The organism is Alistipes sp. 56_sp_Nov_56_25, assembly GCF_001915285.1.
GTDB classification, from domain to species: domain Bacteria; phylum Bacteroidota; class Bacteroidia; order Bacteroidales; family Rikenellaceae; genus Alistipes; species Alistipes shahii.
In genome coordinates, this window is the sequence record NZ_MNQF01000010.1 from 63,879 (window position 1) to 90,125 (window position 26,247).

Annotated in this window: 22 protein-coding genes; 18 read left to right on the top strand and 4 right to left on the bottom strand. The window is 61.1% G+C overall.

Going from position 1 to position 26,247, the window contains the following annotated elements; genetic code table 11:
* The first annotated feature begins 3 nt into the window (after positions 1 to 3).
* From BHV64_RS04880 to BHV64_RS04945, 14 genes are all read left to right on the top strand, one after another.
* The gene (locus BHV64_RS04880; RefSeq protein WP_217727708.1) at positions 4 to 969 is read left to right on the top strand and encodes a GSCFA domain-containing protein; all 966 of its coding nucleotides are present in this window, start codon (positions 4 to 6) and stop codon (positions 967 to 969) included.
* A 24-nt stretch (positions 970 to 993) separates the two neighbouring features.
* Positions 994 to 2,556 (top strand): alkaline phosphatase family protein, encoded by a 1,563-nt coding sequence (locus BHV64_RS04885; RefSeq protein ID WP_217727709.1) that lies wholly within the window; start codon positions 994 to 996, stop codon positions 2,554 to 2,556.
* A 129-nt stretch (positions 2,557 to 2,685) separates the two neighbouring features.
* Positions 2,686 to 3,105, top strand: coding sequence for a SufE family protein (locus BHV64_RS04890; RefSeq protein WP_015547227.1), 420 nt, complete (start codon positions 2,686 to 2,688; stop codon positions 3,103 to 3,105).
* Positions 3,106 to 3,133: 28 nt separating this feature from the next.
* Positions 3,134 to 3,454, top strand: coding sequence for a metal-sulfur cluster assembly factor (locus BHV64_RS04895; RefSeq protein ID WP_022062646.1), 321 nt, complete (start codon positions 3,134 to 3,136; stop codon positions 3,452 to 3,454).
* 1 nt (position 3,455) lies between these two features.
* Positions 3,456 to 4,406, top strand: a complete 951-nt coding sequence (locus BHV64_RS04900) for a DUF2851 family protein (protein WP_022062647.1) — start codon at positions 3,456 to 3,458, stop codon at positions 4,404 to 4,406.
* A 66-nt stretch (positions 4,407 to 4,472) separates the two neighbouring features.
* Positions 4,473 to 7,718, top strand: a complete 3,246-nt coding sequence (gene secA / locus BHV64_RS04905; RefSeq protein ID WP_288115609.1) for a preprotein translocase subunit SecA — start codon at positions 4,473 to 4,475, stop codon at positions 7,716 to 7,718.
* A gap of 51 nt (positions 7,719 to 7,769) precedes the next feature.
* Positions 7,770 to 8,207, top strand: coding sequence for a deoxycytidylate deaminase (locus BHV64_RS04910; RefSeq protein WP_015547231.1), 438 nt, complete (start codon positions 7,770 to 7,772; stop codon positions 8,205 to 8,207).
* A gap of 7 nt (positions 8,208 to 8,214) precedes the next feature.
* Complete coding sequence (locus BHV64_RS04915; RefSeq protein ID WP_288115610.1) at positions 8,215 to 8,640, top strand: hypothetical protein; 426 nt, start codon at positions 8,215 to 8,217, stop codon at positions 8,638 to 8,640.
* Between the two features lie 104 nt (positions 8,641 to 8,744).
* Complete coding sequence (locus BHV64_RS04920) at positions 8,745 to 9,479, top strand: SDR family NAD(P)-dependent oxidoreductase (protein ID WP_118406732.1); 735 nt, start codon at positions 8,745 to 8,747, stop codon at positions 9,477 to 9,479.
* A gap of 76 nt (positions 9,480 to 9,555) precedes the next feature.
* Complete coding sequence (locus BHV64_RS04925; protein ID WP_288115611.1) at positions 9,556 to 11,088, top strand: histidine kinase; 1,533 nt, start codon at positions 9,556 to 9,558, stop codon at positions 11,086 to 11,088.
* A 131-nt stretch (positions 11,089 to 11,219) separates the two neighbouring features.
* Positions 11,220 to 13,850, top strand: coding sequence for a zinc-dependent metalloprotease (locus tag BHV64_RS04930; RefSeq protein WP_288115612.1), 2,631 nt, complete (start codon positions 11,220 to 11,222; stop codon positions 13,848 to 13,850).
* A gap of 151 nt (positions 13,851 to 14,001) precedes the next feature.
* Positions 14,002 to 17,376 (top strand): SusC/RagA family TonB-linked outer membrane protein, encoded by a 3,375-nt coding sequence (locus tag BHV64_RS04935; RefSeq protein ID WP_288115613.1) that lies wholly within the window; start codon positions 14,002 to 14,004, stop codon positions 17,374 to 17,376.
* A 12-nt stretch (positions 17,377 to 17,388) separates the two neighbouring features.
* Positions 17,389 to 18,759: a RagB/SusD family nutrient uptake outer membrane protein gene (locus BHV64_RS04940; RefSeq protein ID WP_118406729.1), complete on the top strand. Its 1,371-nt coding sequence runs from the start codon at positions 17,389 to 17,391 to the stop codon at positions 18,757 to 18,759.
* Between the two features lie 91 nt (positions 18,760 to 18,850).
* The gene (locus BHV64_RS04945) at positions 18,851 to 19,600 is read left to right on the top strand and encodes a LytR/AlgR family response regulator transcription factor (protein ID WP_015547236.1); all 750 of its coding nucleotides are present in this window, start codon (positions 18,851 to 18,853) and stop codon (positions 19,598 to 19,600) included.
* Between the two features lie 184 nt (positions 19,601 to 19,784).
* Here BHV64_RS04945 and BHV64_RS04950 read toward each other — a convergent pair whose 3' ends face one another.
* From BHV64_RS04950 to lpxK, 3 genes are read right to left on the bottom strand one after another with little or no spacing between them, the layout of a single operon-like run.
* Positions 19,785 to 20,291: a single-stranded DNA-binding protein gene (locus tag BHV64_RS04950; protein WP_022062656.1), complete on the bottom strand. Its 507-nt coding sequence runs from the start codon at positions 20,289 to 20,291 to the stop codon at positions 19,785 to 19,787.
* A gap of 4 nt (positions 20,292 to 20,295) precedes the next feature.
* Positions 20,296 to 21,102, bottom strand: a complete 807-nt coding sequence (locus BHV64_RS04955) for a purine-nucleoside phosphorylase (RefSeq protein ID WP_015547237.1) — start codon at positions 21,100 to 21,102, stop codon at positions 20,296 to 20,298.
* Positions 21,086 to 22,129, bottom strand: a complete 1,044-nt coding sequence (gene lpxK / locus BHV64_RS04960) for a tetraacyldisaccharide 4'-kinase (protein WP_015547238.1) — start codon at positions 22,127 to 22,129, stop codon at positions 21,086 to 21,088. Before lpxK ends, BHV64_RS04955 begins: the two co-directional genes overlap by 17 nt.
* A gap of 1,002 nt (positions 22,130 to 23,131) precedes the next feature.
* Here lpxK and BHV64_RS04965 point away from each other — a divergent pair.
* From BHV64_RS04965 to rd, 4 genes are read left to right on the top strand one after another with little or no spacing between them, the layout of a single operon-like run.
* Positions 23,132 to 24,427: a peptidoglycan DD-metalloendopeptidase family protein gene (locus tag BHV64_RS04965; RefSeq protein ID WP_288115614.1), complete on the top strand. Its 1,296-nt coding sequence runs from the start codon at positions 23,132 to 23,134 to the stop codon at positions 24,425 to 24,427.
* A gap of 12 nt (positions 24,428 to 24,439) precedes the next feature.
* The gene (gene ispD, locus BHV64_RS04970) at positions 24,440 to 25,177 is read left to right on the top strand and encodes a 2-C-methyl-D-erythritol 4-phosphate cytidylyltransferase (RefSeq protein WP_288115616.1); all 738 of its coding nucleotides are present in this window, start codon (positions 24,440 to 24,442) and stop codon (positions 25,175 to 25,177) included.
* Positions 25,161 to 25,691 carry a PH domain-containing protein gene (locus BHV64_RS04975; protein ID WP_217727717.1) on the top strand — a complete coding sequence of 177 codons (531 nt, stop codon included), beginning with the start codon at positions 25,161 to 25,163 and terminating at the stop codon, positions 25,689 to 25,691. Before ispD ends, BHV64_RS04975 begins: the two co-directional genes overlap by 17 nt.
* 50 nt (positions 25,692 to 25,741) lie before the next feature.
* Positions 25,742 to 25,906: a rubredoxin gene (rd, locus tag BHV64_RS04980; RefSeq protein ID WP_015547243.1), complete on the top strand. Its 165-nt coding sequence runs from the start codon at positions 25,742 to 25,744 to the stop codon at positions 25,904 to 25,906.
* A gap of 235 nt (positions 25,907 to 26,141) precedes the next feature.
* Here the strand turns inward: rd and BHV64_RS04985 are convergent.
* Positions 26,142 to 26,247: glycoside hydrolase family 125 protein (locus BHV64_RS04985; protein WP_288115618.1), on the bottom strand; the 106-nt coding region annotated here is incomplete at its 5' end.

The window sequence follows — 26,247 nt, forward strand, 5'->3', positions numbered from 1 at the left end:
GCCATGAAATTCCGCACCGAAATCGAAATTACATCCCTCGGGGTGAAAATCGGCTACGAAAACCGGGTGCTCGCGCTCGGGTCGTGCTTCGCCGCGCACATCGCCCGAAAACTCGCCGGCGCCAAATTCCGGGTGGCGGAAAACCCCTCGGGCATCTTGTTCAATCCGCTCTCCATCGCCGCGGCGATCCGCTGTTATGCCGACCCGGCGCCCGTGACGCGCGGGGAGCTGGGGTTCGACGGCGAGGTGTGGCACCATTTCGGGTTCCACGGCGACTTCTCGGCCCCGACGGCCGACGAAGCCCTGCAAAAAATGAACGCCGCGCGGCAGGCCGGGGCCGACGCACTCCGCACGGCCGACCGCATCGTCCTCACCTTCGGCACGGCATGGGTCTACGAGCGTCAGGGCGAAGCGGTCGCCAACTGCCACCGCCGGCCCGCCGCGGAATTTTCCAAAAGACGGCTTTCGGTGGAGGAGATCGTCGAGACGTTCGCGGAGCTGATCGAAGGGCCGCTCGCCGGAAAGCAGATCATCCTGACGGTCAGCCCGGTACGGCATACAGGCGACACCCTGGCGGGCAACGCCGTGAGCAAGGCGACGCTGCGGCTGGCCGCCGAGCAGCTGACGGAAAGGTTCAAGTGCTCGGCGTATTTCCCTGCGTTCGAAATACTTACCGACGACCTGCGCGACTACCGCTTCTACGCCGACGACCTGGTGCACCCCGCGCCGCAGGCCGTGGCCTACGTCTGGGAGAAATTCGCCCCGGCGGTCCTGACGGACGAAGCCCTGCGCCTGCTTCCGGAGGCCGAAGCCATCGTCGCAGCGGCCGCCCACCGCCCCCGCAACCCGCAGGGCAAGGCGCACCGCGCCTTCTGCCGCCGTCAGCTGGAACGGATCGCCGCACTTCCGGAGATGGATTTTCAGTCGGAAACGGCCTATTTCCGCCGATGTCTCGAAATAAATTCGTAAATTTGCGGCCAACTCACGACACAGATGACAAAAAAATTCTTTCTATATGCCATAGCCGCTTTCGGGACGCTTCAGAGCGCCGCGGCACAGCCCCGGCTGATCGTCCAGATCGTCGTCGGCTCGATGCGCGGCGAAGACCTCGACCGCTACGCCGAAAACTTCGGCGAAGGCGGTTTCCGCCGCCTCACGGAGGGCGGCACGGTCTATGCCGACAGCCGCTACGACTATTTGCAGACCACTACGCCCGTCTCGCTGGCCACGCTCACCACGGGAGCCATGCCCTCGACCCACGGCGTGATCGGCTCGCGCTGGGTGGATTACACCACCAACCGGACCGTCGAACTGACCGCAGGCCGCAAAGGTCCCGGCGCCTACCACCTGATCGCCCCGACGCTCGCGGAGACGCTGTTGCGGCACGCCCCGGGCAGCCGCGCCGTCACGATCGCCCCCGAGGCCGTTTCGGCCGTGGTGACGGCCGGGCACGGCGGAGAGGTGTTCTGGCTCGACTCGGCGCGCTGCGACTGGGTGACCTCGCCCTACTACGCCGCCGAAGTGCCCGAATGGATCGCCCGCAGCAACCGCGAACGCTACAACCTTTCGTACATCTCGGGCGAGTGGCGCACGCTCCTCGAACGCGGCCGCTACCTCAACACCCGCAACTACGACATCGCGCTGAGCGGAAAGAGCAAGAAAGACAAAGACCAAAGCGGCTCGGGGCGTCTGAAACTGCGGAGCGATTTCGAACGCATGCTCTACACCCCGGCGGGCAACACGGCCGTACTGGGGCTGGCCAAACAGGCCATCGCGCAATACCGCCTCGGGGAGGACAAGATCCCCGACCTGCTGAACGTCTGCCTCGACTCGCCGCGCCGCATCAGCGAGGCCTACGGGCCCGAATCAATCGAGGTCGAGGACATGTACTACCGCCTGGACCGCGACCTGGCCGACTTCCTGACCTTCGTATTCGCACAGGTCAAGGACGGCAGCGTGACGGTGGTGCTCACCTCCGACCACGGAACCAGCCCTGCGTTCGACGCCGGGGCCGAGGAGGCCGACCGCTTCAACCCGCGGCAGTTCGAAGTGATCGTCAACGGATTCCTGAACGTCCGCTACGGCGTAGGCGACTGGGTGGTGGATTACAGCGACAAGTGTTTGTGGCTCAACCACAACCTGATCTACGAGCGGGGATTGAACCTCGCCGAGGTACAGAACGAGGTGGCCATCTTCGCCATGCAGTTCAGCGGCATCTCCCACGCGCTGGCCGCCACGGCCATGCGCACGAGCTATTTCGGCAGCGGCTATGCACGCCGGATGCAGAACAGTTTCTATCCCCGCCGTTCGGGCGACGTGATTCTGAACCTGATGCCCGGCTGGATCGAGGAGCAGGAACGCTGCTGGTCGATGTCGGGGTCGATGTACGGCTACGACACCGAAGTGCCGCTGGTCTTCTACGGCAAGGGCGCAGGCATGCAGCGGGTCAACCGCCGCGTGGACATGACGGCCGTGGCTCCGACGCTGGCGCGTCTGGCGGGCATTCGCGAACCGGCGGCATCGGAGGGCGGAGTTTTAGAGGAAATTGCAGAGTGAACGAGGCGTAATTCCGACCGAAACCCGGTCGCATGCGACAGGTCCCTCCCAAGGGAGGGGGGGGGCGGAATGGAATCAGACCGGCAAACGACGCACGGAAGAGAAACGACCATAAAAAAACGTTATACCATGGATAGCATACAAGACGAGATCATCGAAGAGTTTTCCGTATTCGACGACTGGCTCGACAAATACGACTACCTGATCGGCCTGAGCGAGACGCTCCCGGCCATCGCCCCAGAACACCGCACCGAACGGTACCTGATCGAGGGCTGCCAGTCGCGGGTGTGGGTGGATGCGAAACTGGAGGACGGCCGGGTGTACTACGCGGCCGACAGCGACGCCATAATAACCAAGGGCATCATCGCGTTATTGATCCGCGTGCTGAACGGGCGCACGCCGCAGGAGATTCTCGATACGGAACTCTATTTCATCGACGCCATCGGACTTGCGGCCAACCTCTCGCCCACGCGGGCCAACGGGCTGGCGGCGATGGTCAAGCAGATGCGGTTGTACGCTTTGGCTTTTCAGGCCAAAAGCAATTCATAATTCACAATTCATAATTCACAATTAGGGTATGTCACCTGACGAAATACTTGAGGTGGAAAAGGACATCGTCGCGACCCTCAAGAACATATACGACCCGGAAATCCCGGTCAACATCTACGACCTGGGGCTGATCTACGAAATCGACTACACGCCCGACGGCGTGGCGACGATCCGCATGACGCTCACGGCCCCCAACTGCCCGATGGCCGACATGCTGGTCGAGGACGTGAACATACAGGTCGGCAAGGTCAAGGGCGTGAAATCGGTGAACGTCATCCTCACGTTCGACCCCGTGTGGGACAAGAGCATGATGTCCGAAGAGGCCCTGCTGGAACTCAACCTGTTCTGATATGACGGAGGCGGAGGCACGGACGATCGAACGGCTGCGGGCCGGGGCCGGGACTTACGCCTGCGGCGGTTATCTGGCCGCGCTCGACGGACTGCAACGCACCGAAATCTGCACGGCGCTGATCTTCGACCGCCTGCAACGGAAAATGCGCACGGTCGAAACCCTGCACGGCGAAGCCGACGGGAACTGGAACCAGACTTTCTACCTGCTCTATTTCCGCACGCTGGGCGACCGTCAGAATCAGGAAGCCTTCCTGCGGCTGGCCCGGAAGGTCCCCTACAAAATCGTGCTGCGCGAACGGCTCGCCCCGCATGCCGTCGAAGCGATGCTTCTCGGCGCCTCGGGGCTTCTGGAACTCTACCGCGGCGACGCCTACACGCTCGATCTGCGGCGCAGTTTCGAGTACCTCGCAGCCAAATACGGGATCGAGGCGACGGACGCTTCGGAGTGGGCGCTCACGGAGATTCGTCCGGCCAACCACCCCGTGCTGCGGCTGGCGCAGGCCGCGGAGTTCTTCGCGCAGGACGAGTTCATCATGGAACGCGCCATGGCCTGCCGCACGGAGGAGGACGTCCGGCGGCTTTTCTGCATCGAAGCGCCCTCCTACTGGCGCACGCACCACGTCCCCGGCGCCGAGAGCGACGAAAGTCCCAAGCGCATCGGGGCGTTCAAGGCCAACATCATCGGAATCAACCTCGTCGCCGTCCTGCAATTCGCCTACGGAAGCTACACCGGCAGCGAACGTTTGCGCGACAGCGCCCTGACGCTCCTCGAACGTCTGCCGGCCGAAGACAACCGCTACATGCGCGCATGGCAGGCCGCCGGCGTGCGTCCGCGCAACGCCTTCGAATCGCAGGCCCTGCTGCAACTGGCCACCGAATACTGCGCCGCACGCCGCTGCGCGGAATGTCCCGTCGGACGGCGGATCGCAAAAAGCCTCGCCGAAGATTGACAAATCGCAAAAAATGAGTATCTTTGTAAGATTTAGAACCCGAACCGAGAAAACAATAAACGCATTATGGATATAGTTGCAAGTATAATCAAAGCCCTCTTCGGCTCGAAAGCCGACAAGGACCGCAAACAGATCGAGCCTTATCTGGAAAAGATCAAGGCCGTCTACCCCTCGATCGAGAAACTCACCAACGACGAGCTGCGCGCGCACAGCGAAGCGCTGAAAAAGCAGATCGCCGACTTCATCGCCGCGGACGAGGCCCGCATCGTCGAGCTGAAAGCCATACTCGAAAAGCCCGAAACGCAGCTCGAAGAGAAGGAGAAAATTTCGAAGGAGATCGACGAAACGACCAAGCGCATCGACGAGAAAATCGAGGAGGTGCTCGACAAGATCCTTCCCGAGGCATTCGCCATTATGAAGGACACGGCGCGCCGTTTCGCACAGAACGAGACGGTCGTGGTGACGGCAAACGACTTCGACCGCAACCTGGCGGCGACGAAGGATTTCGTCACCATCGAGGGCGACAAGGCCGTTTACGCGACACACTGGCTCGCCGGCGGCAACGACACGAAATGGGACATGATCCACTACGACGTGCAGCTGTTCGGCGGCGTGGTGCTCCACCAGGGCAAGATCGCCGAGATGGCGACGGGCGAGGGCAAGACCCTCGTGGCGACGCTCCCCGTATTCCTCAACGCGCTGGCCAAGAAGGGCGTGCACATGGTGACGGTGAACAACTACCTCGCCAAGCGCGACTCCGAGTGGATGGGCCCGATGTACCAGTTCCACGGACTGTCGGTGGCCTGCATCGACGACACGCAGCCCAACTCCGACGCCCGCCGCGAGGCTTACATGGCCGACATCACGTTCGGAACCAACAACGAATACGGCTTCGACTACCTGCGCGACAACATGGCTTCGTCGCCCAAGGACCTCGTGCAGCGCAAGCACCATTTCGCCATCGTCGACGAGGTCGACTCCGTGCTGATCGACGACGCCCGGACGCCGCTCATCATCTCGGGACCCGTGCCCAAGGGCGACGACCAGATGTTCGAGCAGTACCGCCCGGCCATCGAAAGCCTCTACAACCTGCAAAAGAACCTCGTGACGGCCCTGCTGGCCGAGGCGCGCCAGCTGATCTCGGAGGGCAAGAACGACGAGGGCGGCGTGAAGCTCTACCGCGCCCACAAGGGTCTGCCGAAGTACAAACCGCTGATCAAATACCTCTCGGAACAGGGCGTCAAGGCGCTGATGCAGAAGACCGAGAACACCTACATGCAGGACAACAACCGCCGCATGCCCGAGATCACCGACGACCTCTACTTCGTCATCGACGAGAAACTCAACTCGGTGGAACTCACGGACAAGGGCCACGAGGCGCTGTCGAAATACTTCAACGAAGACGGATTCTTCGTGATGCCCGACATCGGCGCCGAAGTCGCAGAACTGGAGAAAAGCAGCCTGACGCCCGAGGAGAAGGCGCAGAAACGCGACGAGGTGATCAACGACTACTCGATCAAGTCGGAGCGCGTGCACACGGTGATCCAGCTGCTGAAAGCCTTCGCCATGTTCGAAAAGGACATCGAGTATGTGGTGATGGACAACAAGGTGAAGATCGTCGACGAGCAGACGGGCCGTATCCTCGAAGGACGCCGCTACTCGGACGGACTCCACCAGGCCATCGAGGCCAAGGAGCACGTGAAGGTCGAGGCCGCGACGCAGACCTTCGCCACCATCACGTTGCAGAACTACTTCCGCATGTACCACAAGCTGGGCGGCATGACCGGTACGGCCGAGACGGAGGCGTCGGAGTTCTGGAGCATCTACAAACTGGACGTCGTGGTGATCCCGACCAACCGCAAGGTGGTCCGCGACGACCGTCAGGACCTGATCTACAAAACCAAGCGCGAGAAATACAACGCCGTGATCGAGGAGATCGTCAAACTCGTCGAGGCGGGACGTCCGGTGCTGGTCGGCACCACGTCGGTCGAGATCTCGGAGCTGTTGAGCCGCATGCTCAAACTGCGCGGCATCAGGCACAACGTGCTGAACGCCAAGCAGCACGCGCTGGAGGCGCAGGTCGTGGCCGAGGCAGGACGCTCGGGACAGGTGACCATCGCGACCAACATGGCCGGCCGCGGTACCGACATCAAGCTGACGCCCGAGGTGAAGGCCGCGGGAGGTCTGGCGATCATCGGCACGGAGCGTCACGAGAGCCGCCGCGTCGACCGCCAGCTGCGCGGACGCGCCGGACGTCAGGGCGACCCCGGATCGTCGCAGTTCTTCGTATCGCTCGAAGACGACCTGATGCGTCTGTTCGGTTCGGTGATTCAGGCCGGCATGATGACCAAGGCCATCGAGCGCGCCCAGAAGAAGGTCGAGGAGAACAACTTCGGCATCCGCAAGCGACTGCTGGAATACGACGACGTGATGAACTCGCAGCGCGAGGTGATCTACACCCGCCGTCGCCACGCACTCTACGGCGAGCGCATCGAGATCGACCTGAACAACATCATGTACGACTACGCCGACAACTTCGTGGAGGAGAACCGCGGCATCGAATTCGAGGATTTCCGCATGGAGCTGATCCGCGAGGTGGCCGTGGAGCCGCAGATCGACGAGGCGACGTACAAGGACGCGAAACCCGGCGAACTGGTCGAGGCGATCGTCAAGGCCCTCAAGGAGGCCTACGCACGCCGCGCGAAGGCCGTGGCCGACACGGTGCGTCCGGTCATGGAGCGCATCTACGAGGACCGCAAGGACCAGCTGGATTCGAACATCTACTTCCCGCTGACGGACGGACACCTGGGCTACAACGTGCCGGTCAACCTGCGGAAATGCCAGAGCTCGGACGGCGCGGAGATTTACAAGGTATTCTCGAAAGTGGTGATGTTCACCACCATCGACGACGCATGGCGCGAACACCTGCGCGAGATGGACGACCTGCGCCAGAGCGTGCAGAACGCCACCTACGAGCAGAAAGACCCGCTGCTGATCTACAAGTTCGAGTCCTTCGGACTGTTCTCGAAAATGATCATCAAGGTCAACCGCGACGTGCTGGCCATCCTGAACAAGGCCTATATTCCCGTGCGCGACCAGAACGCCGAAGCGGTGCAGCGCCAGCAGCAGGAGCGCGCCAAGGTCGACGTCAACAAGTTGCAGGCTTCGCGCATGCAGGCCGCGGCCCAGGCCGGACAGGAGGAGCGGCAGAAGCCGATGCCCCTGCACGCCGAGAAAAAGGCCGGACGCAACGATCCGTGTCCCTGCGGATCGGGCAAGAAGTATAAGAACTGTCACGGTAAAGGCCTGTAAGCCTTTACCCTGACAGTTCCGATTCATAATTTAGAACCAGAATTCAAAATTATGGGTTACCTGGAGGAGAAGCAACGCCAGCTGGACATGCGCTACCTGCGCATGGCGAGTATCTGGGCCGAAAATTCATACTGCGTACGCCGCAAGGTCGGGGCGCTGATCGTCAAGGACAAGATGATCATTTCGGACGGCTACAACGGCACGCCGTCGGGTTTCGAGAACGTCTGCGAGGACGACGAGGGCCACACCAAACCCTATGTGCTCCACGCCGAGGCCAACGCCATCACCAAGGTCGCCAAATCGGCCAACAACTGCGACGGATCGACGCTCTACATCACCGCCGCACCCTGCATCGAATGTTCGAAACTGATCATTCAGGCGGGGATCAGGCGGGTGGTTTACTCGGAGGATTACCGTTCGGAAGAGGGGCTGAACCTGTTGCGCCGCGTGGGAATCGAGTGCGTACAGTACGAGTTGAACGAAAAATGACGGTCCGATGAAAAGGGTCCTTTTCCTGCTCGCAGCGCTGGCGTACGCCGGACTCGGTTCGGCGCAGAGCATCGAGGCCGACACCCTGCCGACGCTGCCGCCCCATGTCTACTGCGAGATCACGGCCCACCACCTGCCCACGCACCGCGACAACGGCGTGCTGTTCGATTTCGGGCAGAAGACCGAAGTCCTGAAATACAACTTCCTGACAGACGCCGCAGGCAACAGACTGCTCTTCAATTCGGGGATAGAGGCGCTCAACTACATGGTGTGCCGCGGATGGGAACTCGTGCAGGCCTACACCTCGGGCGAGGAAAACAGCCTCACCCACTACCTGCTGCGCATCGCCCCGGCCCGGCTGACCGCGGAACAGCGCACAGCGCTGCTCACCCCGCTCCAAGGGGAGAATCCGAAACCCGGAAAAAACCGATAAGACAAAGAGAACCCTCCGGGGTTCTTTCTCTTTTCCGGGAAGATTTGCTTTTCCGGCATTCCTTTCGTATATTCGGTGTGTGAAACCCTGAAAATCAAACCGCCATGAAACGTATCGTCATCGTGGGCGCCACATCGGGCATCGGACTCGAAGTCGCCCGGCTCTGCATCCGCGCAGGATGGCGGGTCGGAGCCGCCGGACGCCGCAAGGAGGCCCTCGAAGCCCTCCGCTCCGAAGCCCCCGGCCAGGTCGAGACCGAGACCATCGACATCACCCGCGACGACGCTCCCGAACGTCTTGCCCGGCTCGTCGAACGGCTGGGCGGCATGGAGATCTATTTCCACGCCTCGGGCATCGGCAGCCGCAACACCGCGCTGCGCCCCGACATAGAACTGAACACCCTGCGCACCAACGGCGAAGGGTTCGTCAGGATGGTCACGGCCGCTTTCGGCCACTTCCGCAGCCACGGCGGCGGACGGATCGCCGTCATCAGCTCGATCGCCGGCACGAAAGGTCTCGGATCGGCCCCGGCCTATTCGGCGACCAAGCGGATGCAGAACACCTACATCGACGCGCTGGCACAGCTTTCCCGCATGGAAAACTGCGGCATCCGCTTTACGGACATCCGCCCGGGATTCGTCGCCACGCCGCTGCTCTCCGGCGACGGCCGCTACCCGATGCTGATGCGCACGGAAAAGGTCGCGGCACGCATCATGCACGTACTGCGGCATCCCCGCCGTCGTGTGGTCATCGACCGCCGCTACGCCCTCATGGTCTTCTTCTGGAAGCTGATTCCGGAGTGGCTCTGGGAGCGGCTGAACATACGCAAGGACGACTGACCAGACAAGGCCCCGCAGAAAGATTTCCGCGGGGTTTTTCTTCGCAGGGGCGAAAAAATCACTACATTTGTTCCGCATGGCACGACAGCGACATACCCCCAAAGGGCGGCTTCTGATAACGGGAACGGTTCTGCTGATCCTGCTCGTGGCGGGCATCCTGATCGCCGGACGCACGATCAACGGCGTGGCCGTGCAGATGAGCGGCCGTATCGTCAGGCATATCAGCGAATACCATTACAGACTGTTACAGGTCGAGTTCGAGCGTTCGGAGGGGGTGCTGGACGCCTCGGTGCAATTCATGCGCGAGCGCACCGCGCCGACGGACGCCGAACTGCACGTGCTCGCGGCGACGCTGATGCGGATGGACCCCAAAGCCGGGTGCGTCTGGTTCGCTGAAGCCGGGGGCCGCACGATCCGCAGCTACCCGCGCGGAAAAACGCCCCGCACCACGGAGGCAGCCGGAGATTTCCGGCAGCGGCTCATCGCCGCAACGGACGGCGACTCGGTGCGCAGCCATGTGACCGGTTCGGGACGGATTCAGGTCTGGAGCATGGCCTGCCCGGTGACGGACCGCACGGGCCACAGGCATATATGCGGCATTGATTTTCCGCTGCCCGAAATCTATACCTGCATGACGCAGAGTCCGGCCAGCAGCGGATACGCCACGCTGTTCGATCCCGAAGGGGTGATCGTCTACCATCCCGACAGCCTCAAACTGGGCCGTCCGGCGAGCGACTCGACGGGACTGGCGGCATTCCGGAAGGTCGCAGCCACCGGACAGAGCGTCACCGTTCATGCGATCTCGGACTATCTCAACATCGACGAGGAGCGCATCTACTACCCCATTCAGCTGGGCGGACGCCGCTGGGTGGCAGGCATCGGCATCCCGCGGCTGGTCATCGAGCAGGAGATCGACGATTTTCACTTCTACACGGTTTTCGCCGCCGTGATCTCGATGCTGTTCTTCGCCGTGCTGCTCGTCCTGGCACAACGCCGCTGGCGCCGCGAATACGATCTGCGCCGCCATTCGGAACGGGAGTCGGCACAGCTCCACCTGCAACAGCTGCTGGAGCAGATCGACCCCCACTTCCTGTTCAACTCGCTCAATTCGCTCTACGCGCTGATCCGCTGCAACCCCGATCAGGCCCGGGAGTTCACGCTAACCCTCTCGCGCGTCTACCGCCGGGTGCTGGAACGCCGCAAGCAGATACTCTCGACGCTCGCCGAGGAGATCGACTTCACGTGGCAGTACTACACGCTTCAGAAAATCCGCTTCGACGACCGCATCGAACTCACCTCGGCCATCGACCCCGCGCTGCGCAACTGGCGGATTCCCTCGATGAGCCTCCAGACGCTGGTCGAGAATGCCGTGAAGCACAACAGCATCACGGGCGGCAACCCGCTGCACATCCGCATCCGCACCGAGGGCGAAAGCTTCCTGATCGAGAACAACTACACGCCGCGCAGCGACGGCGACAAGGAGTCGCTCGGCATGGGACTGGAACGAATCCGCTCGGTATATCGGTTCTACACCGAAGAGAACATCTCGATTTCGGTCGGCGCCGGAACCTTCCGGTGCCGTCTGCCGCTGCTGCCGCCCGAAAAGTAATCCGCCTGATTGAGGCATTCACTCCCCCGATCCGGGCATTCGCCCCCGATCGTTTTTCCGGTAAAAATTTAAATTTTATTATTGCATCCTGCGGATTTTACCGATTCGCGCGATAACTGCAATAATAAACGATGAACAAGAGACGATTGATCGGGAGCATGCTTGCGCTGGCGACGCTCCTCCTGCTGACGGCCCCGACGGCCGAAGCGAAGGGCAAGCCGGGCCGCAAGTCGAAGAAAACCGAAGCCGCGGCCGAGAAGGCCGACACGACCAAAAAAGAGAAGAAAGGGTACGAAGAACTGCTGAAAGGCGCCGTGACCGACAAGGGCATGTTCGACGTGCACCGCAAGGGAACCGACTTCCTGTTCGAGATTCCCGACTCGCTGATGGGCCGCGACATACTGATCGTCAACAAGATTTCGGGCGTCCCCTACGCCCTGAACGACGCGGGCGTCAACAAAGGCATGGGCTACGGCGAGAAGATCGTGCGTTTCCGCAAGGATACCCTTTATAAAAAGGTATGGGTCATGACCTACGACCCGCGCATCACCTCGCCCGAAGGCGACCGCATCACCCGCTCCGTAAGGGACAACTACCGCGAAACGGCGATCGAGCAATTCCCGATCGATGCCTACGGCAAGGATTCGGCATCGGTGGTCATCAAGGTCAACAAGGTCTTCGACGGCAGCGAAAAGAGTTTCAACAACGTTTTCGGCTCCATCGGACTGCCCGGTTCGCCCAAGAAGGACCTTTCGAAGATCGAATCCGTCAAATCGTTCCCCGAAAACATCATCGTCAAATCGCTCCTCTCGACCTCGCACACCGAGGAGGGCACGACGATCCCCCTGACCGTGGAGATCACCTCGAACCTGGTGCTGCTCGCCAGGGAGCCGATGCGACCGCGGTTCTCCGACGACCGCGTGGGCTATTTCGAGATCGGGCACCTCTACTTCAACGACGAACAGCAGAAGGCCGAGGAACGCGCGTTCATCAACCGCTGGCGGCTGGAGCCGAAACCCGAGGACGTGGAGCGTTACAAGAAAGGCGAACTGGTCGAACCGCAGAAGCCGATCGAGTTGTGGATCGACCCGGCGACCCCGCCCGTATGGGTTCCCTACATCAAGAAAGGCATCGTCGAGTGGCAGGAGGCCTTCGAGGCCGCAGGCTTCAAGAACGCCATCGTAGCACGGGAGGTCACCCCCGACGACCGGGAGTTCGACATCGACGACGTGCGCTACTCGGTGGTGACCTACGCCGCCTCGGAGATGGCCAACGCCATGGGCCCTTCGGTGATCGACCCCCGGAGCGGCGAGATCATCGAGGCCGACATCATCTGGTGGCACAACGTGATGAGCATTCTCCACGCCTGGATCCGCCTCCAGACCGGCGCCGTGGATCCCGCAGCGCGCGGCAACACGCTGCCGACGGAGGTGATGGGCAATGCCGTGCGCTTCGTCTCGTCGCACGAGCTGGGGCACAGCCTCGGACTGAAGCACAATTTCGGGGCTTCGTACTCCGTGCCGGTGGATTCGCTCCGCTCGAAGAGCTACACCGCAACGAACGGGACGGCCAGTTCGATCATGGACTACGCCCGCTTCAACTACGTGGCCCAGCCCGAGGACGGCATCACGCAACTGACGCCCAAGATCGGAACCTACGACAAACACGCCATCAACTGGGGCTACCGCTGGCTCGACGTGCAGGACCCGCACGAGGAGCTGCCGACGCTCAACGCCTGGCTGCGCGAGCACGAGAACGATCCCGAATACTGGTACGGCGAACAGTCGCGCGAAGGCATCGACCCCCGGTCACAGTCGGAAGACTTGAGCAACGACGCCGTGCTGGCCAGCACATACGGCCTGAAAAACCTCCGGCGCATCATTCCCCACGTGACGGACTGGACCTCGGAGGAGGGCAAACTGCAATACGAAGGCGGCCGGCTGCTGATGGCCATCGTCTTCCAGTGGCTGGCCTATGCCGACCATGTGAAGACCAATGTCGGCGGTTTCTACCTCAACAACGTCGTGGCGGGACACGACATCGACCGTTACGTGCCGGTTCCGGCCGACTACCAGCGCAAGAGCGTCAAATACCTCATCGACGAGGTGTTCACCACCCCCGAATGGCTGTTCGGCGCCAAGGCGTGGGACAAGGCCTATGCGCAGCGATCGTCGCCCGTGGGACAGATGGAATACGCCCCCTACAACTTCGCGCGCGAACTCCAGTACAAGACCTACTACGAACTGCTGGCCGACCAGCGGCTGGTCCGCATGTACGAGGTCGAGGCGCGGCAGGGGCGCGGGGCGAAGACCTACACGCCCGAGCAGATGATGGACGACATCACGCGCGCCGTCTTCATCCGCCCCGGAGGCCGCTCGCTCTCGATCTGGGAACGGATGAGCCAGAAGAACTACGTCGACGCGCTGATCGTCTCGTCGAACCTGACGATGGTGAAGACCACCAAGCTGGGATCGACGCTCCGCGACCACGCGCACGACGGGCGCGGATGCACCTGCTCGCTGATGCAGGACGCTCCCGAGCTGAACCTCGAACCGCTGCCGAGACCCGAGGAGATCGGCTTGCGCACGGCGCGCAACTACGACATGATGCAGCGCGTGAGCGAAACCACGTCGGCCAAACGGGCTGAAATGCGAAGGCTGCTGACCGTCGTGCAGGGCCGCTTCCAAAGCGACGACCAGGCGACCCGGAACCATTACCGCGATCTCGAATTGAGGCTGAAAGAAGCCTTGCGAATGTTATAAACCAAAACGCTGCAAAAGCCGTCTTCCACCCCGGGAAGACGGCTTTGCGGCAACTGAAAGGGCTGTTAAAGAGGTTACGATCTCGAAGCAATATCGGAAAAACAGATTCGATTTAACAGAAAAACAACTCAAACACATCTATATTTGTAATATGAAAAAATTCCTTACGCTATTCGTTCTGGTCTGTCCCCTGCTGGCGCTGGCGCAGCAGACCCGGCAGATCACGGGCCAGGTGCTCGACCGCGCCGACGGAGCTCCGCTCGTGGGAGCAACCGTCTTCATCGCACCCGAGGAGACCCAGGCCAAAGACTACAATCCGCAGGGAACAATCGCCTACGAGCAGGGACGCTTCGCCTTCAAACTGCCCGCAAGCGTCCGGAAAGTCGTGGTCAGCTACCTCGGCTACGAAGCCCGGACCCTCGATATTTCGGGCAAGAGCGATTTCACGATCTACCTCTCGGCGTCGGACAACAAGGTGGACGCCGTGGTGGTGACCGGATACCAGCGCATCGAGAAACGCAAACTGACCTCGTCGATCTCTTCTGTCAAGATGTCGGACATCGCGCGGGACGGCGTGGCGAGCGTCGACGAAATGCTCTCCGGCTCGATCGCCGGTCTCGTGTCGACCCCCACCACGGGCGGACCGGGCGCGGCCAGCAAGATCAAGATCCGAAGCACCGTGACGCTGAACGGCAACACCGACCCGCTGTGGGTGCTCGACGGCATGCCGCTCGAAGGCAACGACATTCCGAAGGACTGGTCGTCGAAGGAGAGCGTCGACAACCTCTACAACATGTCGATCGCGGGACTCAACCCGTGGGACATCGAGGACATCACCGTACTGAAAGACGCCGCCGCGACGGCCATTTACGGCGCCCGCGCGGCGAACGGCGTCATCATCATCACCACCAAGAAAGGCCTCCGCAACCAAGCGATGCGCGTCAACGTCTCGGCATCGCTGTTCGTGACCGACCGTCCCGACCTCTCGCGCCTCAACCTGATGAACGCCTCGCAGAAGGTCGATCTGGAGCTGGGGCTGGCGGCGAACGCCCGGCTCAACTACCTGCCGGGCATGGGCGGCGTAGCCCGCATCCTGGACAAGGCCGGGGAGCGCCCGGCGCTCGTCAACGGCGGAAGCCTCGCATCGCTCTCCCCCGAGACGCAGAGCGCGATCGGCGCCCTGCGCCGCAACGGCACCGACTGGGGCCGCGAAATCTACCGGACTGCGCTCAACCAGCAGTACAGCGTCAGCATTTCGGGCGGCAGCGGCAAGACCGGCTACTACTTCTCGGGCGGCTACTACAACGAGCAGGGAACGACCGTCGGAACGGGATTCGAGCGTCTGAACCTCACGATGAAGACCGACTACGACCTGCTGCAGAACCTGCGCTTCGGAGCCTCGGTGTTCGTGGGGCAGAACAAGAACGACTCCTACCTCTCCGACACGGACGTGTTCACCAACCCGTCGCGCTACACCCGCACGGTGAACCCCTACCTCAACGCCTACAATCCCGACGGCAGCTACGCGTACGACCCCGACATGACGGTCAATACGGGCAACACCGACGTGCTCGACTTCAACTTCCTGGAGGAACGCGCCCGCACGGAGTACACGCTCAAGACCCGTTCGATCAAGACGATTTTCGACCTGGATTACCGTCCGGTGAAGGGATTGAAACTCTACACGCAGTTCGGCCTGCAGGTCGACAACTCCGCGACCGAGAAAATGGCGCAGGAAAACACCTACTTCACCCGCAAGTATCAGCTCAAATCAATGGTGGATCAGGTAGTGCGCCTGCCGAAAGGCGGCGTAATCCAGAACTGGAACGGCGACCTCTCGCAGTACAACTGGAAAGCGCAGGCCGAATATGCGGGCACGTTCGGCGGAAAGCATGAACTAGACCTGATGGCCGGTCTGGAGATGCGCGGCGTAACCAACACGACCGTACACACCAAGGGATTCGGATACGACCACAAAACGATGACGACCAAACCGATCAACGTACCCGAAGACAGCGACCTGCTGGACGACGAGAGTTTCAGGCAGTATACGAAAAGCTTCTACGAAAACCGCTACATGTCGTACTTCTTCACAGGGTCGTACACCTACGACAACCGCTACACCGTTTTCGGTTCGATGCGCTACGACGGCACGAACCTCTTCGGCGTGGACCCCAAATACAAGTTCAACCCGATGTGGTCCATCTCGGGCGCATGGAGCATCAACCGCGAACGGTTCCTGCGCGACGCCCGGTGGCTCGACAACCTGCGCCTGCGGGTATCCTACGGCGCCCAGGGCAATATCGACCGCACCACCTCGCCCTACATTCTCGGTACGTGGAACAGCACCTCGCTCGGCGGAGCGAGCGAAGACCGCATCGACGTAACGTCGCCGCCCAACCAGAACCTGCGCTGGGAGACGACCTATTCGTGGAACACGGCCCTCGATTTCGCTGCTTTCGAACACCGTATCGGCTTCACGTTCGAACTCTACGGACGCCGAAGCAAGGACCTGATCACCACGCGCACGATCCCTTCGGAGACGGGATTCATCTCGACATCGAGCAACTACGGCGAAATCTCAAGCAAAGGTATCGAATTCACGCTCAACACGGTGAACGTCCGCACGCGAGACTTCCGCTGGGAGACCTCGATCAACATCGCCCACAACACCGACAAGGTCGAAAAGGTGCGTATCGACGACAACAGCTGGAGCCCCTCGCTGCAAGGCTATTCGTCGGGCGCCGTGTTCGCCATCAAAACCGCCGGGCTGGACGCAAACGGCATTCCGATGTTCTGGCGCGACGGAAAGAAGATCTCGCTCCAGGAGTTCGTCGGTTTCCGCGTGGAAGCCAGCGACCCCTGGGGACTGGGAATTCCGGAATATTTCGAATACGGTCCGGCGATGAATGTATCGCAGAAGGACGTGCGCAGCTACCTGACCTACGTCGGTTCCCGCAACCCGGATGTGACGGGAGGTTTCAACAACCGGTTCTACTACAAGAATTTCGACCTGGCGATCTCGTGCAACTTCGTTTTCGGACAGCTCATGACGCGCTCGCCCTTCTACAACCCCGCGCAGACCAACCCCGGGCAAAACTACACCACCGAAATGAACAAGGTGTGGTCGCCGTCCAACACCTCGGGAACCTATCCTTCGCTCACGGGCAACCTGCAGGCCGACGGTTCGGCCTGGGGCGACTGGGACGAGAATCCCGATCCGTACAGGGTCTATTACTGGATCATGGACAATTTCCCGACAAACGTCAACCTGTTTAACAGCCTCGACATCTGGAACAGGAAGATCAACTACTTCCGCGTGAACAGCATCCGGCTGGGATACTCCTTCCCGCAGCGAATCACACGCAAACTGCGCATGGCCGGATTGCGCGTGCACTTCGAAGCCCGCAACCCGCTGGTGATCGCCACGAACTACGACGGCTATTTCGATCCCGAGACCTACGGCAACATCTATGCGCAGCCGATGGCGCGCACCTACTCGGTCGGACTGAACATTACCTTCTAATACGTTGAAAAAATGAGAAAAAACGCATATATCCTGCTTGCCGCACTGGGACTCGCCTCGTGCAACTACCTGGAAATCGAGCCTGTCGGAAAGGTGATTCCCCACAAGACCTCGGAATACCGGGCGCTGCTCACCGAGGGTTACAGCCGGTTTCCCTACACCAGTTCGAAGGCCTACACCGGACTGCTGTCCGATGAGGTCGGCATGTTCCACGAAGGCAACTTCTTCGACAGCAGCGACGCCATAGCCCTCTCCTACAACTACACCTGGCAGTACGAAACGCAGATGTGGGAGTATCCCTACCAATATTATTACCGCGCCGCCTTCCAGGCCAATGCCGTGATCGACGGCGTGGCGGACGCGGACGACGACTCCTCGGAAGACAAGCGGCAGATTCTCGGCGAAGCCTATGCCATGCGCGCTTACGCACACTTCGATCTGGTGAACCTCTACGGGAAGCCCTACGATCCGCAGACCGCTTCGACCGACCGGGGCGTACCCCTGTCCACCTACATTGACATCGAGCAGAAATACCGCCCGACGAACGTCGCCGCAGTCTACCGGCAGATCGTCGAAGACATCGAGGCCGCCGAAAGGACGATGACCCTGGAGAAACAGGAGAGTCCGACGCTCAACTACCGGTTCTCGCTCGATGCGCTCGCCGCCTTCAAGGCACGCGTCATGCTCTACATGCGCAACTGGCAGGCGGCTTACGATGCAGCGACGGGCCTGCTGCCCAAATACGAACTGGTGGATTTCAATGCCTCTCCCGAAAGCGGCGACCTGCCGTGGAAAGCGACCTCTCCGGAAGCCATATTGGCCTGGGAACGCCCGTTCGGCGGCGGAAACGGCGATCTGCGCGGCGCCAGCATCCTGTCGGACAAGATCCTCGGGCTGCTGGACGAAGCGACGGACAACCGCCGCAACTACCTCAACCCGGTGAATGCCTACGACGAAAACTGGACGCCGACGCTGCTGGGATACTGCGTGAACCGCTCGTCGTCGGACCGCGTGTCGATCCGCATCGCCGAGATGTACCTCATCGCCGCCGAAGCCGGCTCATACCTGCCTGCGGAACTGGAAAAGGCCAAGGGATACCTGCTCGACCTGAAGGCCAAGCGGCTGAAACCCGAGGCGATGGAGACCCAGCGCACGAAGGTCGGAGCGATGGATGCGGAGCAGCTGCGCACAGAGATCGCCGACGAGCGCGCCCGCGAACTGATCGGAGAAGGACACCGCTGGATGGACCTCCGCCGGACGACCCGGCCGGCCATCGTCAAAACCTACAAGGACCGGACCTACACGCTCAATGCGAATGACGCGCGTTACACGCTGCCCTTCCCGCAGTCGGCCATCGACAGCAACCCCGAGCTGAACGACTGAACCGAGGGAACGGTCCGGAGACCTTCGGAGTCCCGATGAAAAAACAGTCCGGTTTTTGCACCGGACTGTTTTTTTTATAATTTTACACGCCATGAGAGCCATTATCATAGAGGACGAGCCGCTGTCGGTCGCGGAGCTGCGCACGACGCTCGCAGAGGTCGCGCCGCAGATCGAGGTCGTCGCCACGGCATCGTCGGTCGCGGAGGCCGCCGCTGTCATCGCCGGCGTCGGTCACGACCTGATTTTCATGGACATCCACCTCGGAGACGGCAGCGGGTTCGACATCTTCCAGCGCACGGAGATCTCCGTGCCGGTCATCTTCATCACGGCCTACGACTCCTATGCCCTGAAAGCCTTCGAAAACAAGGGCATCGACTACCTGCTGAAACCCTTCGGACGCGAGGATTTGCAGCGGGCGATCGACAAGCTGGGGCTTCTATCGGGGGGGGGAAGCGCGTCTGCGGAGCACGGAGCCCCGACGCAGACGCCACCGGTTTACCAGGAACGGTTCCTGGTACACATGGGCGCCCGGATGAAATCGGTCACCACGGCCGAGATCGCCTATTTCATGGCCGACGGCAAGTACCTCCACCTCGTGACCCACGACGGAAAAGACTACATCGTCGACCGCACGCTGACCGAAGTGGGCGAAAAACTGCCGCCGAACCTCTTTTTTCGGATCAACCGCCGTTTCATCGTCGCCTTCGACGCCATCCGGGAGATGATACGCTACTCGGGCAGCCGAATCAAGGTGGTGCTCCACCCGCCCCTCGCCGAAGGGGAGGAGGCGTTCGTCAGCACCGACCGCGTGCCCGATTTCAGGCAGTGGCTGAACCGGTAGCACTCCAAGCCATCAGCCATAAAACCCTCCGAGAACGGATTTTTCGGATTATCCCTGCAATTTTTGATTTTAAGCGAGTGAGTTTCGCGCATCGTGAAAAACGGAGCGGATGGGTAGTACTTGAAGTACATTCCATTCGCCCCGTTCGAGGGATGTGCGGAAACAGCCGCTTATAAATCGAAAATCAAAAAGGCAGGTCGTCCGGATCGTCGGCCGGGACCGAAGGAGCCGCCGGCTGGGGCTGCGGAGCCGCTGCCGGACGGGGTGTCTGCTGCTGATAACCGCCCTGCTGGCCATAGGAAGCCCCCTGCGGCTGTGCGCCGTAGGAGGGAGCCGGAGCGCCGTCCGAAGCGGGATTGTCCGAGCGACGCCCCAAGAGGTTCATCGTGTCGGCCAGAATTTCGGTCGTATAGCGTTTGTTGTTGTCCTTGTCCATCCATTCGCGGGTGCGCAGGCGCCCCTCGATATAGATTTGCGAGCCTTTGCGGACAAAACGGTCCACCACGTCGGCAAGACCGCGCCACAAGGTGATCGTATGCCACTCGGTGTGTTCCTTCGTCTCGTTCGACGCCCGGTCGAACAGACGCTCCGTCGTCGCCAGACGGACGCGGGCGACCTTCACGCCGCCCTCGGTCGTACGCACCTCGGGATCGAGGCCCACGTTGCCGATCAATATAACCTTATTTACCATAAGTTTACAGGTTTTTAATCATTCGACGGAAAAGAAGCTCCATGCGCACGCCGGCCTTTTTGCCCTGACGCTGCACGTCCTCGTGATCGCCCACCTCGTCCGAAAGGCCGCAGTTGGTGATGACCGACACGCCGAAGACGGGAATCGACATGTGACGCGCCACGATCACCTCGGGAACGGTCGACATGCCCGCGGCGTCGCCGCCGATGGCCTTGAAATAGCGGTATTCGGCCTGCGTCTCGAACGTGGGACCCGTGCCGCCGACATAGACGCCGTACTGGAGCTTGATCGACTCCTCTTCGGCGATCTTCGTGGCAGCGGCGATCAGCGACTTGTCGTAGCAGTTGTGCATGTCGGGGAAGCGCGGCCCGAGCTGGGCCATGTTGGGACCGATCAGCGGATTGGGCATCAGGTTGATGTGGTCGGTGATGACCATCAGGTCGCCCACGCGGAACGACGGGTTGATGCCGCCCGAAGCGTTCGACACAAAGAGGTATTTGATGCCGATCTGCTGCATCACGCGCACCGGGAAGGTCACCTGCTGCATCGTGTAGCCCTCGTAGTAGTGGAAGCGGCCCTGCATGGCGACGACCCGGCGGCCTTCGATCTCTCCGAAGATCATGCGGCCCTTGTGGCCCTCGACCGTCGAAACGGGGAATCCGGGAACGTCCTTGTATTCGATGATGAACCGGGCGTCGATCTTATCGGCGAAATCGCCCAGTCCGGTTCCGAGTATAATCCCCACTTCGGGCGCGAAATCCTCGGTCCGGGTTCTGACGAAAGCGGCGGTTTTCTTAATTTCCTCTAACATCTTCTTCTAATTTTTGCAGAAAATCCGTTGCCGAATCCTCTATGAATGAAATATTTATCGGTAAATAGTACAGGTTGCTGCGGACCCGGGCGGGGATTTTCGCCCGGTTGGTCATCTTGACGGCATCCTTCTCGGTGGTAACAATTACCGCGCCCGGATGCTTCTCCAGAAGCGCCGCGAGGGCGTTCATGTCGCGGACTTTGTAGACATGGTGGTCGTCGAGCGTCATCTCGGCCACGACCTCGTAACGTTCGCGGAGCGTCTGCACGAAGGGCTTCGGGTTGCCGATGCCCGAAAGGGCGATCACCGGCCGCCCCTGCGCCAGCGGCTCGCCGGACGCCTCCTCGGCATAGAGAGGCTGGGGCATGAAACTCTCGAAACGCGTGAAATAGACCCGCTGGTAGGCCACCTGGATCAACACCTTGCGCAGAATGCGGCGGTCGATCGGGGCCATCCGCTCGGGGCATTTCGTGACTACGAAATAGTGGGCGCGGTGCAACTCCTCCGGAAGGTCCCGCAGCGTCCCCACGGGCAGCATCCTGTCGTGCTGGACGGGCCGCGTGGCGTCGATCATCACGATATTGATTTTCGGCTCCACGTAGCGGTGCTGGAAGCCGTCATCCATAACGATCAGATCGACCTCGGGATGCTCGGCGCAGATGCGGCGGATACCTTCGGAACGCTTCTCGCAGACGGCGACCACCGTATCGGGAAACTTGAGTTTGATTTGCAGCGGCTCGTCGCCCGCGTCGCGGTAGTGCGAATCGGCCCGAACTTCAAGATACCCCTTCGTGCGGCGTCCGTAGCCGCGCGAGAGCAGCGCCACATTGTGCATCTGGGACATGTAGGCAATCACCATTTCGGCCATCGGGGTCTTGCCCGTGCCGCCGACGGTGATGTTGCCGATGCAGATGATCGGAATGTCGAACTTCTCGCTTTTGAGGATGCCCCAGTCGAAGAGGCGGTGACGGAACGTCACCCCCGCTTTATAGAGGAAGGCCGCAGGCGCGAGCAGGCATTTGAGCATCTTTCTATCGGTTTGAACAGATAACTTTCAAAGGTAACGATTTTTCCCGGGACCACCAAACCAAAAGTCGCAAATCTGGTTCCAGGGCGGAAAATAGCGACTGATTTTGCGGAAACGGAGGCCCGGGCACCGCTCCCTGTCGCGGGGATTTCCAGATGCTGTTGGGTCGCAAAAAGTACTGATCGCAGTCTTCGACTGATGTTGTTTGCCGCTTTTTGGTCGGCTGTTAACCGCGGTCTTCGCCCGCGGGGTACTTTGTACTTTTTGGTGTCAAAAGTAGCGAGAAAGCCGTGACGATGTCGCGGGTGTTTTGTACCTTTTTTCCGCAAAAAGTACTGATCGCAGTCTGCGACTGGTGTTCTTTGCCGCTTTTTGGTCGGCAAAAAGCGGCGCAAAAACCGACCCGCCGACAAAAAAGGCTAAAAGACGCGGCCTAACGCTGGCTCCGGGCGACTATTCGCGGGTTTGTAAACAAACCGTCCCCTCCGCTCGCGCTTTTAGTCCGCATCTTTCTGAACGCCTTTTTTGCCAAGCGGGAGTCGTTCGCCGCGGAACGTGGCGGGAAGGATGCGTTCGGAACAAGCAGGAAGCACAGAAGCCTACGATCGCCCCTGGAAGCGGTTTTAAACCGCCGCATTCTCGCTTGCAGCGGAGAAAGAACAACCGACAGCCCGCGTGCCCGGAGCGGGAGGCTGCATAGTCTTGTTCTTGCTGCGCCCGCTCAACGCGGGCCGGAGGTTGTTCCCGCGAAAGCCGCTACCTTTTGACACCAAAAGGTAGCTATACCCCGCGGCAACCGCCGCGGTTCTGTCTCCCGGACGGTCAAAAAGCACCGACAGCCCCTGCGGTCCGCACCGCACGACGACAAGCGATCCGCAAAAAAAATTTGGCATTGCGCCCGGCTTGCACTATCTTTGGCAGCGCCTTATACAGGCGGCGGCTCGGCAAATTGCAAACAAGTTTGCATTTGCGCCCGTCTTGCACTATCTTTGTCTTCATCTTATGAACGGTCTGAAAATAATGATATGCGCCCTGCTGCTCGCAGCGGCAGGCGCCTGCAACCGGCCCCAGGGTCCGGCGGTGGAAGTGGAGGACGCAGAGGAGCCTCACAACATGCTCTACGGCATCAATACCGACGATTACCGCGCCGAGACCGGGGAGGTCGGAAGCGGCGAAACGCTGGGGAAAATACTCAACGGATTCGGCGTGTCGGCCCTCGCGGTCGACCGGCTGGACAAAGCCTCGAAGGAGGTGTTCCCGCTGCGCAACATCCGCGCCGGGCACAAGTACACGGCCTTTATCCACGAGGATTCGCTCTACGCACCCCATCTCGACTACCTCGCCTATGAAATATCGGTCACCGACTATGTGGTCTTCGGATTCCACGACGACTCGGTCTCCGTGCGCAAGGACGCCAAGGCCTACACGCTGCGCCGCACGAAGAAAAGCGCCGTGATCAACTCCTCGCTCTGGGGCGCGATCATGGAGCAGCAGCTGCCCTACGCTCTGGCCGCCGAACTGGAGGACATCTACCAGTGGACGGTGGATTTCTTCGGCATCCAGAAGGGCGACGACTTCACGGTGATCTACGACGAGCGGTTCATCGACGACACGGTGTCGGTGGGCATCGGGCGCATCTGGGGCGCGAAGTTCTCGCAGGGCGGCAAGGAGTATTACGCCATCCCGTTCCGCCAGGGCGGCAAAATCCAGTACTGGGAGGCGGACGGCGCGAGCCTGCGCAAGCAGATGCTCAAGGCCCCGCTGAAATACTCGCGCATCAGTTCGAAATTCTCCTACGCCCGCAAACACCCGATCTACAAGGTCTACCGCCCGCACACGGGCGTCGACTACGCCGCGCCGAAAGGTACGCCCGTACACGCCGTGGCCGACGGCACGGTGACCTTCAAAGGCTGGGGCGGCGGAGGCGGCAACACGCTCAAGATCAAGCACGCCGGCAACCTGATGACGGGTTATCTCCACTTGAGCGGCTATGCCAAGGGCATCGTCAAAGGTTCGCGCGTGTCGCAGGGTCAGCTGATCGGCTACGTCGGTTCGACGGGCGCATCGACCGGCCCGCACCTCGATTACCGCGTCTGGAAGAACGGCACGCCGATCGACCCGCTGAAGATTCCGTCGGAACCCGCCGAGCCGATCGCCAGGGAGAACCGCGCGCTGTTCGAATTCGTCCGCGACCGCATCACGGCTGAACTCAACGGCGAAGTCAGCCCCGAGGAGCAGATCACGCAGCTCGATTCGCTCGTCCTGCACGCAACCGTACAAGCACCCGACAAACAATAAAACGACAGGCCTATGGAACGCACGGGAGTCATCATCGTAGCAGGGGGCAGCGGAAGCCGCGCAGGCGGCGCACGGCCCAAGCAGTTCCGGTTTCTGGACGGCATGCCCGTACTGGCGCGCACGATCAACACGTTCGCCGCGGCGCTGCCCGGCGCCGAGATCGTGGCGGTACTTCCCGAACAGCACATCGGGTTCTGGAAAAACCTCTCGGCGCGTTTCGATGTCGCCGAACACAAAATCGCCGCGGGAGGCGCGGAGCGGTTCCACTCGGTGAGGAACGGATTGGCCGCGCTGACGTCCGACCCCGGGCTGATCGCCGTGCAGGACGGCGTGCGCCCGCTGGGGAGCGTCGCGATGATCCGCCGTGTGGCCGAAGCCGCCGCAAAACACGGGGCTGCGATTCCGGTCGTGGAGCCGGTGGATTCGTTCCGCGAAACGGACGGAGAGGCGGACGCCGCGGGGCGCGCTGCGTCGCACATCGTCGACCGCCGGCTTCTGCGCATCGTGCAGACCCCGCAAATCTTCCGCGCAGAGGTCCTGCGCCGCGCCTACGAGAGCGAATACCGCGCGGAGTTCACCGACGACGCTTCGGTGGTCGAGGCCGTCGGGCAGGCGGTCTGCCTGGCGGAGGGCGAGCGCGAAAACCTCAAACTCACAACCCCCGGGGATTTCGTCATCGCCGAAGCGTTGATCGCCACACGCGAAGAGGCCGAAAACGAAGAAGGGACTACCGATGCAGAGCACGTATAAATACCGCTTCGATCACAGCACGATCTACTGGACGCTGATTTACATCATCGTCTTCGTCCTGCTGGGCGGCCTGCTGTACCACCTGTACGAAGGGGGTTACCTCTCGGCGTGGTTCACCTCGTTCATCGTGGCGCTGGTGGCCCTGATGTCGCTGTCGATTCCCCGCAAGATCGTCGTGTCGGACGAGACGATCGAAGTGCGCTGTCTGCTGGACATCACCGAAATACGCCGCGACGAAATCGCCTCGGTGCGTCGGGTGGACCCCAAACGCATGAAATGGTTTCTGCCGATCTTCGGCGGATGCGGATTCTTCGGCTACTACGGACACTTCATCGACCTGCGGAGGCTGGACCGCGTGCGGCTCTACGCCTCGGAGTGGCGGAATTTCGTCGAGATCACGGACATCTACGAAGACCGGCTCTACGTCTCGTGCGCCGATGCCGACCGGCTGGTGGCCGAACTCACCCCGCCGGGCGGAAACCGCCCCGACGAAGATGCCGAGGAGGAGGCATAAGCGGCAGCCAATTTGCATACCCATTATTCACCTTATAAAACGAGTAAAAGATGAAAAAGTATCGTTGTGTAGTCTGCGAGTGGATCTACGATCCCGCAGTCGGCGATCCCGACGGAGGCATCGCCCCCGGAACGCCGTTCGAGGAGATTCCCGACGACTGGGCATGCCCGGTTTGCGGCGTCGACAAGAGCAATTTCGAAGAGGTCGAGGAATAGGCCCCGCTTCGGAGAAACGGAAGATGCGCCCCGGAAGGGAGCGCATCTTTTCGTTAACAAACCCGCAATTTCCCGCCCCCCTGCCTTTCGCACGGACGCCGGCAGGCCGGTTCATAACCGATCCACCAAGGGACGGCAAGGCCGGAAAAAGACGGGAGCAGCGACATTGCGGCGTTCGGAGCCGCGCAACAAGTCCGGGGAGAGGGCCTTCCGGACGATGGATGCGCGGTTCTTCTTATCGGATGGAATTCAGCAGGTCCGTTTTCCCGTCGTTTACGAGCTTGAGAATCAGTTCCCCGAAGAGGGTGTTCTGCCAGGCGAACCACGCGCGGGTGAAATCC

Bases quoted from the DNA above. Each gene is read 5' to 3' on its own strand.
- BHV64_RS04975 (WP_217727717.1), top strand. From the start codon at position 25,161: ATGCAGAGCACGTATAAATACCGCTTCGATCACAGCACGATCTACTGG.
- BHV64_RS04880 (WP_217727708.1), top strand. From the start codon at position 4: ATGAAATTCCGCACCGAAATCGAAATTACATCCCTCGGGGTGAAAATC.
- BHV64_RS04915 (WP_288115610.1), top strand. From the start codon at position 8,215: ATGAAAAGGGTCCTTTTCCTGCTCGCAGCGCTGGCGTACGCCGGACTC.
- ispD (WP_288115616.1), top strand. From the start codon at position 24,440: ATGGAACGCACGGGAGTCATCATCGTAGCAGGGGGCAGCGGAAGCCGC.
- BHV64_RS04900 (WP_022062647.1), top strand. From the start codon at position 3,456: ATGACGGAGGCGGAGGCACGGACGATCGAACGGCTGCGGGCCGGGGCC.
- rd (WP_015547243.1), top strand. From the start codon at position 25,742: ATGAAAAAGTATCGTTGTGTAGTCTGCGAGTGGATCTACGATCCCGCA.
- BHV64_RS04965 (WP_288115614.1), top strand. From the start codon at position 23,132: ATGAACGGTCTGAAAATAATGATATGCGCCCTGCTGCTCGCAGCGGCA.
- BHV64_RS04920 (WP_118406732.1), top strand. From the start codon at position 8,745: ATGAAACGTATCGTCATCGTGGGCGCCACATCGGGCATCGGACTCGAA.
- BHV64_RS04950 (WP_022062656.1), bottom strand. From the start codon at position 20,291: ATGGTAAATAAGGTTATATTGATCGGCAACGTGGGCCTCGATCCCGAG.
- BHV64_RS04930 (WP_288115612.1), top strand. From the start codon at position 11,220: ATGAACAAGAGACGATTGATCGGGAGCATGCTTGCGCTGGCGACGCTC.
- secA (WP_288115609.1), top strand. From the start codon at position 4,473: ATGGATATAGTTGCAAGTATAATCAAAGCCCTCTTCGGCTCGAAAGCC.
- BHV64_RS04945 (WP_015547236.1), top strand. From the start codon at position 18,851: ATGAGAGCCATTATCATAGAGGACGAGCCGCTGTCGGTCGCGGAGCTG.
- BHV64_RS04895 (WP_022062646.1), top strand. From the start codon at position 3,134: ATGTCACCTGACGAAATACTTGAGGTGGAAAAGGACATCGTCGCGACC.
- BHV64_RS04935 (WP_288115613.1), top strand. From the start codon at position 14,002: ATGAAAAAATTCCTTACGCTATTCGTTCTGGTCTGTCCCCTGCTGGCG.
- BHV64_RS04885 (WP_217727709.1), top strand. From the start codon at position 994: ATGACAAAAAAATTCTTTCTATATGCCATAGCCGCTTTCGGGACGCTT.
- BHV64_RS04910 (WP_015547231.1), top strand. From the start codon at position 7,770: ATGGGTTACCTGGAGGAGAAGCAACGCCAGCTGGACATGCGCTACCTG.
- BHV64_RS04940 (WP_118406729.1), top strand. From the start codon at position 17,389: ATGAGAAAAAACGCATATATCCTGCTTGCCGCACTGGGACTCGCCTCG.
- BHV64_RS04890 (WP_015547227.1), top strand. From the start codon at position 2,686: ATGGATAGCATACAAGACGAGATCATCGAAGAGTTTTCCGTATTCGAC.
- BHV64_RS04925 (WP_288115611.1), top strand. From the start codon at position 9,556: ATGGCACGACAGCGACATACCCCCAAAGGGCGGCTTCTGATAACGGGA.
- BHV64_RS04955 (WP_015547237.1), bottom strand. From the start codon at position 21,102: ATGTTAGAGGAAATTAAGAAAACCGCCGCTTTCGTCAGAACCCGGACC.
- lpxK (WP_015547238.1), bottom strand. From the start codon at position 22,129: ATGCTCAAATGCCTGCTCGCGCCTGCGGCCTTCCTCTATAAAGCGGGG.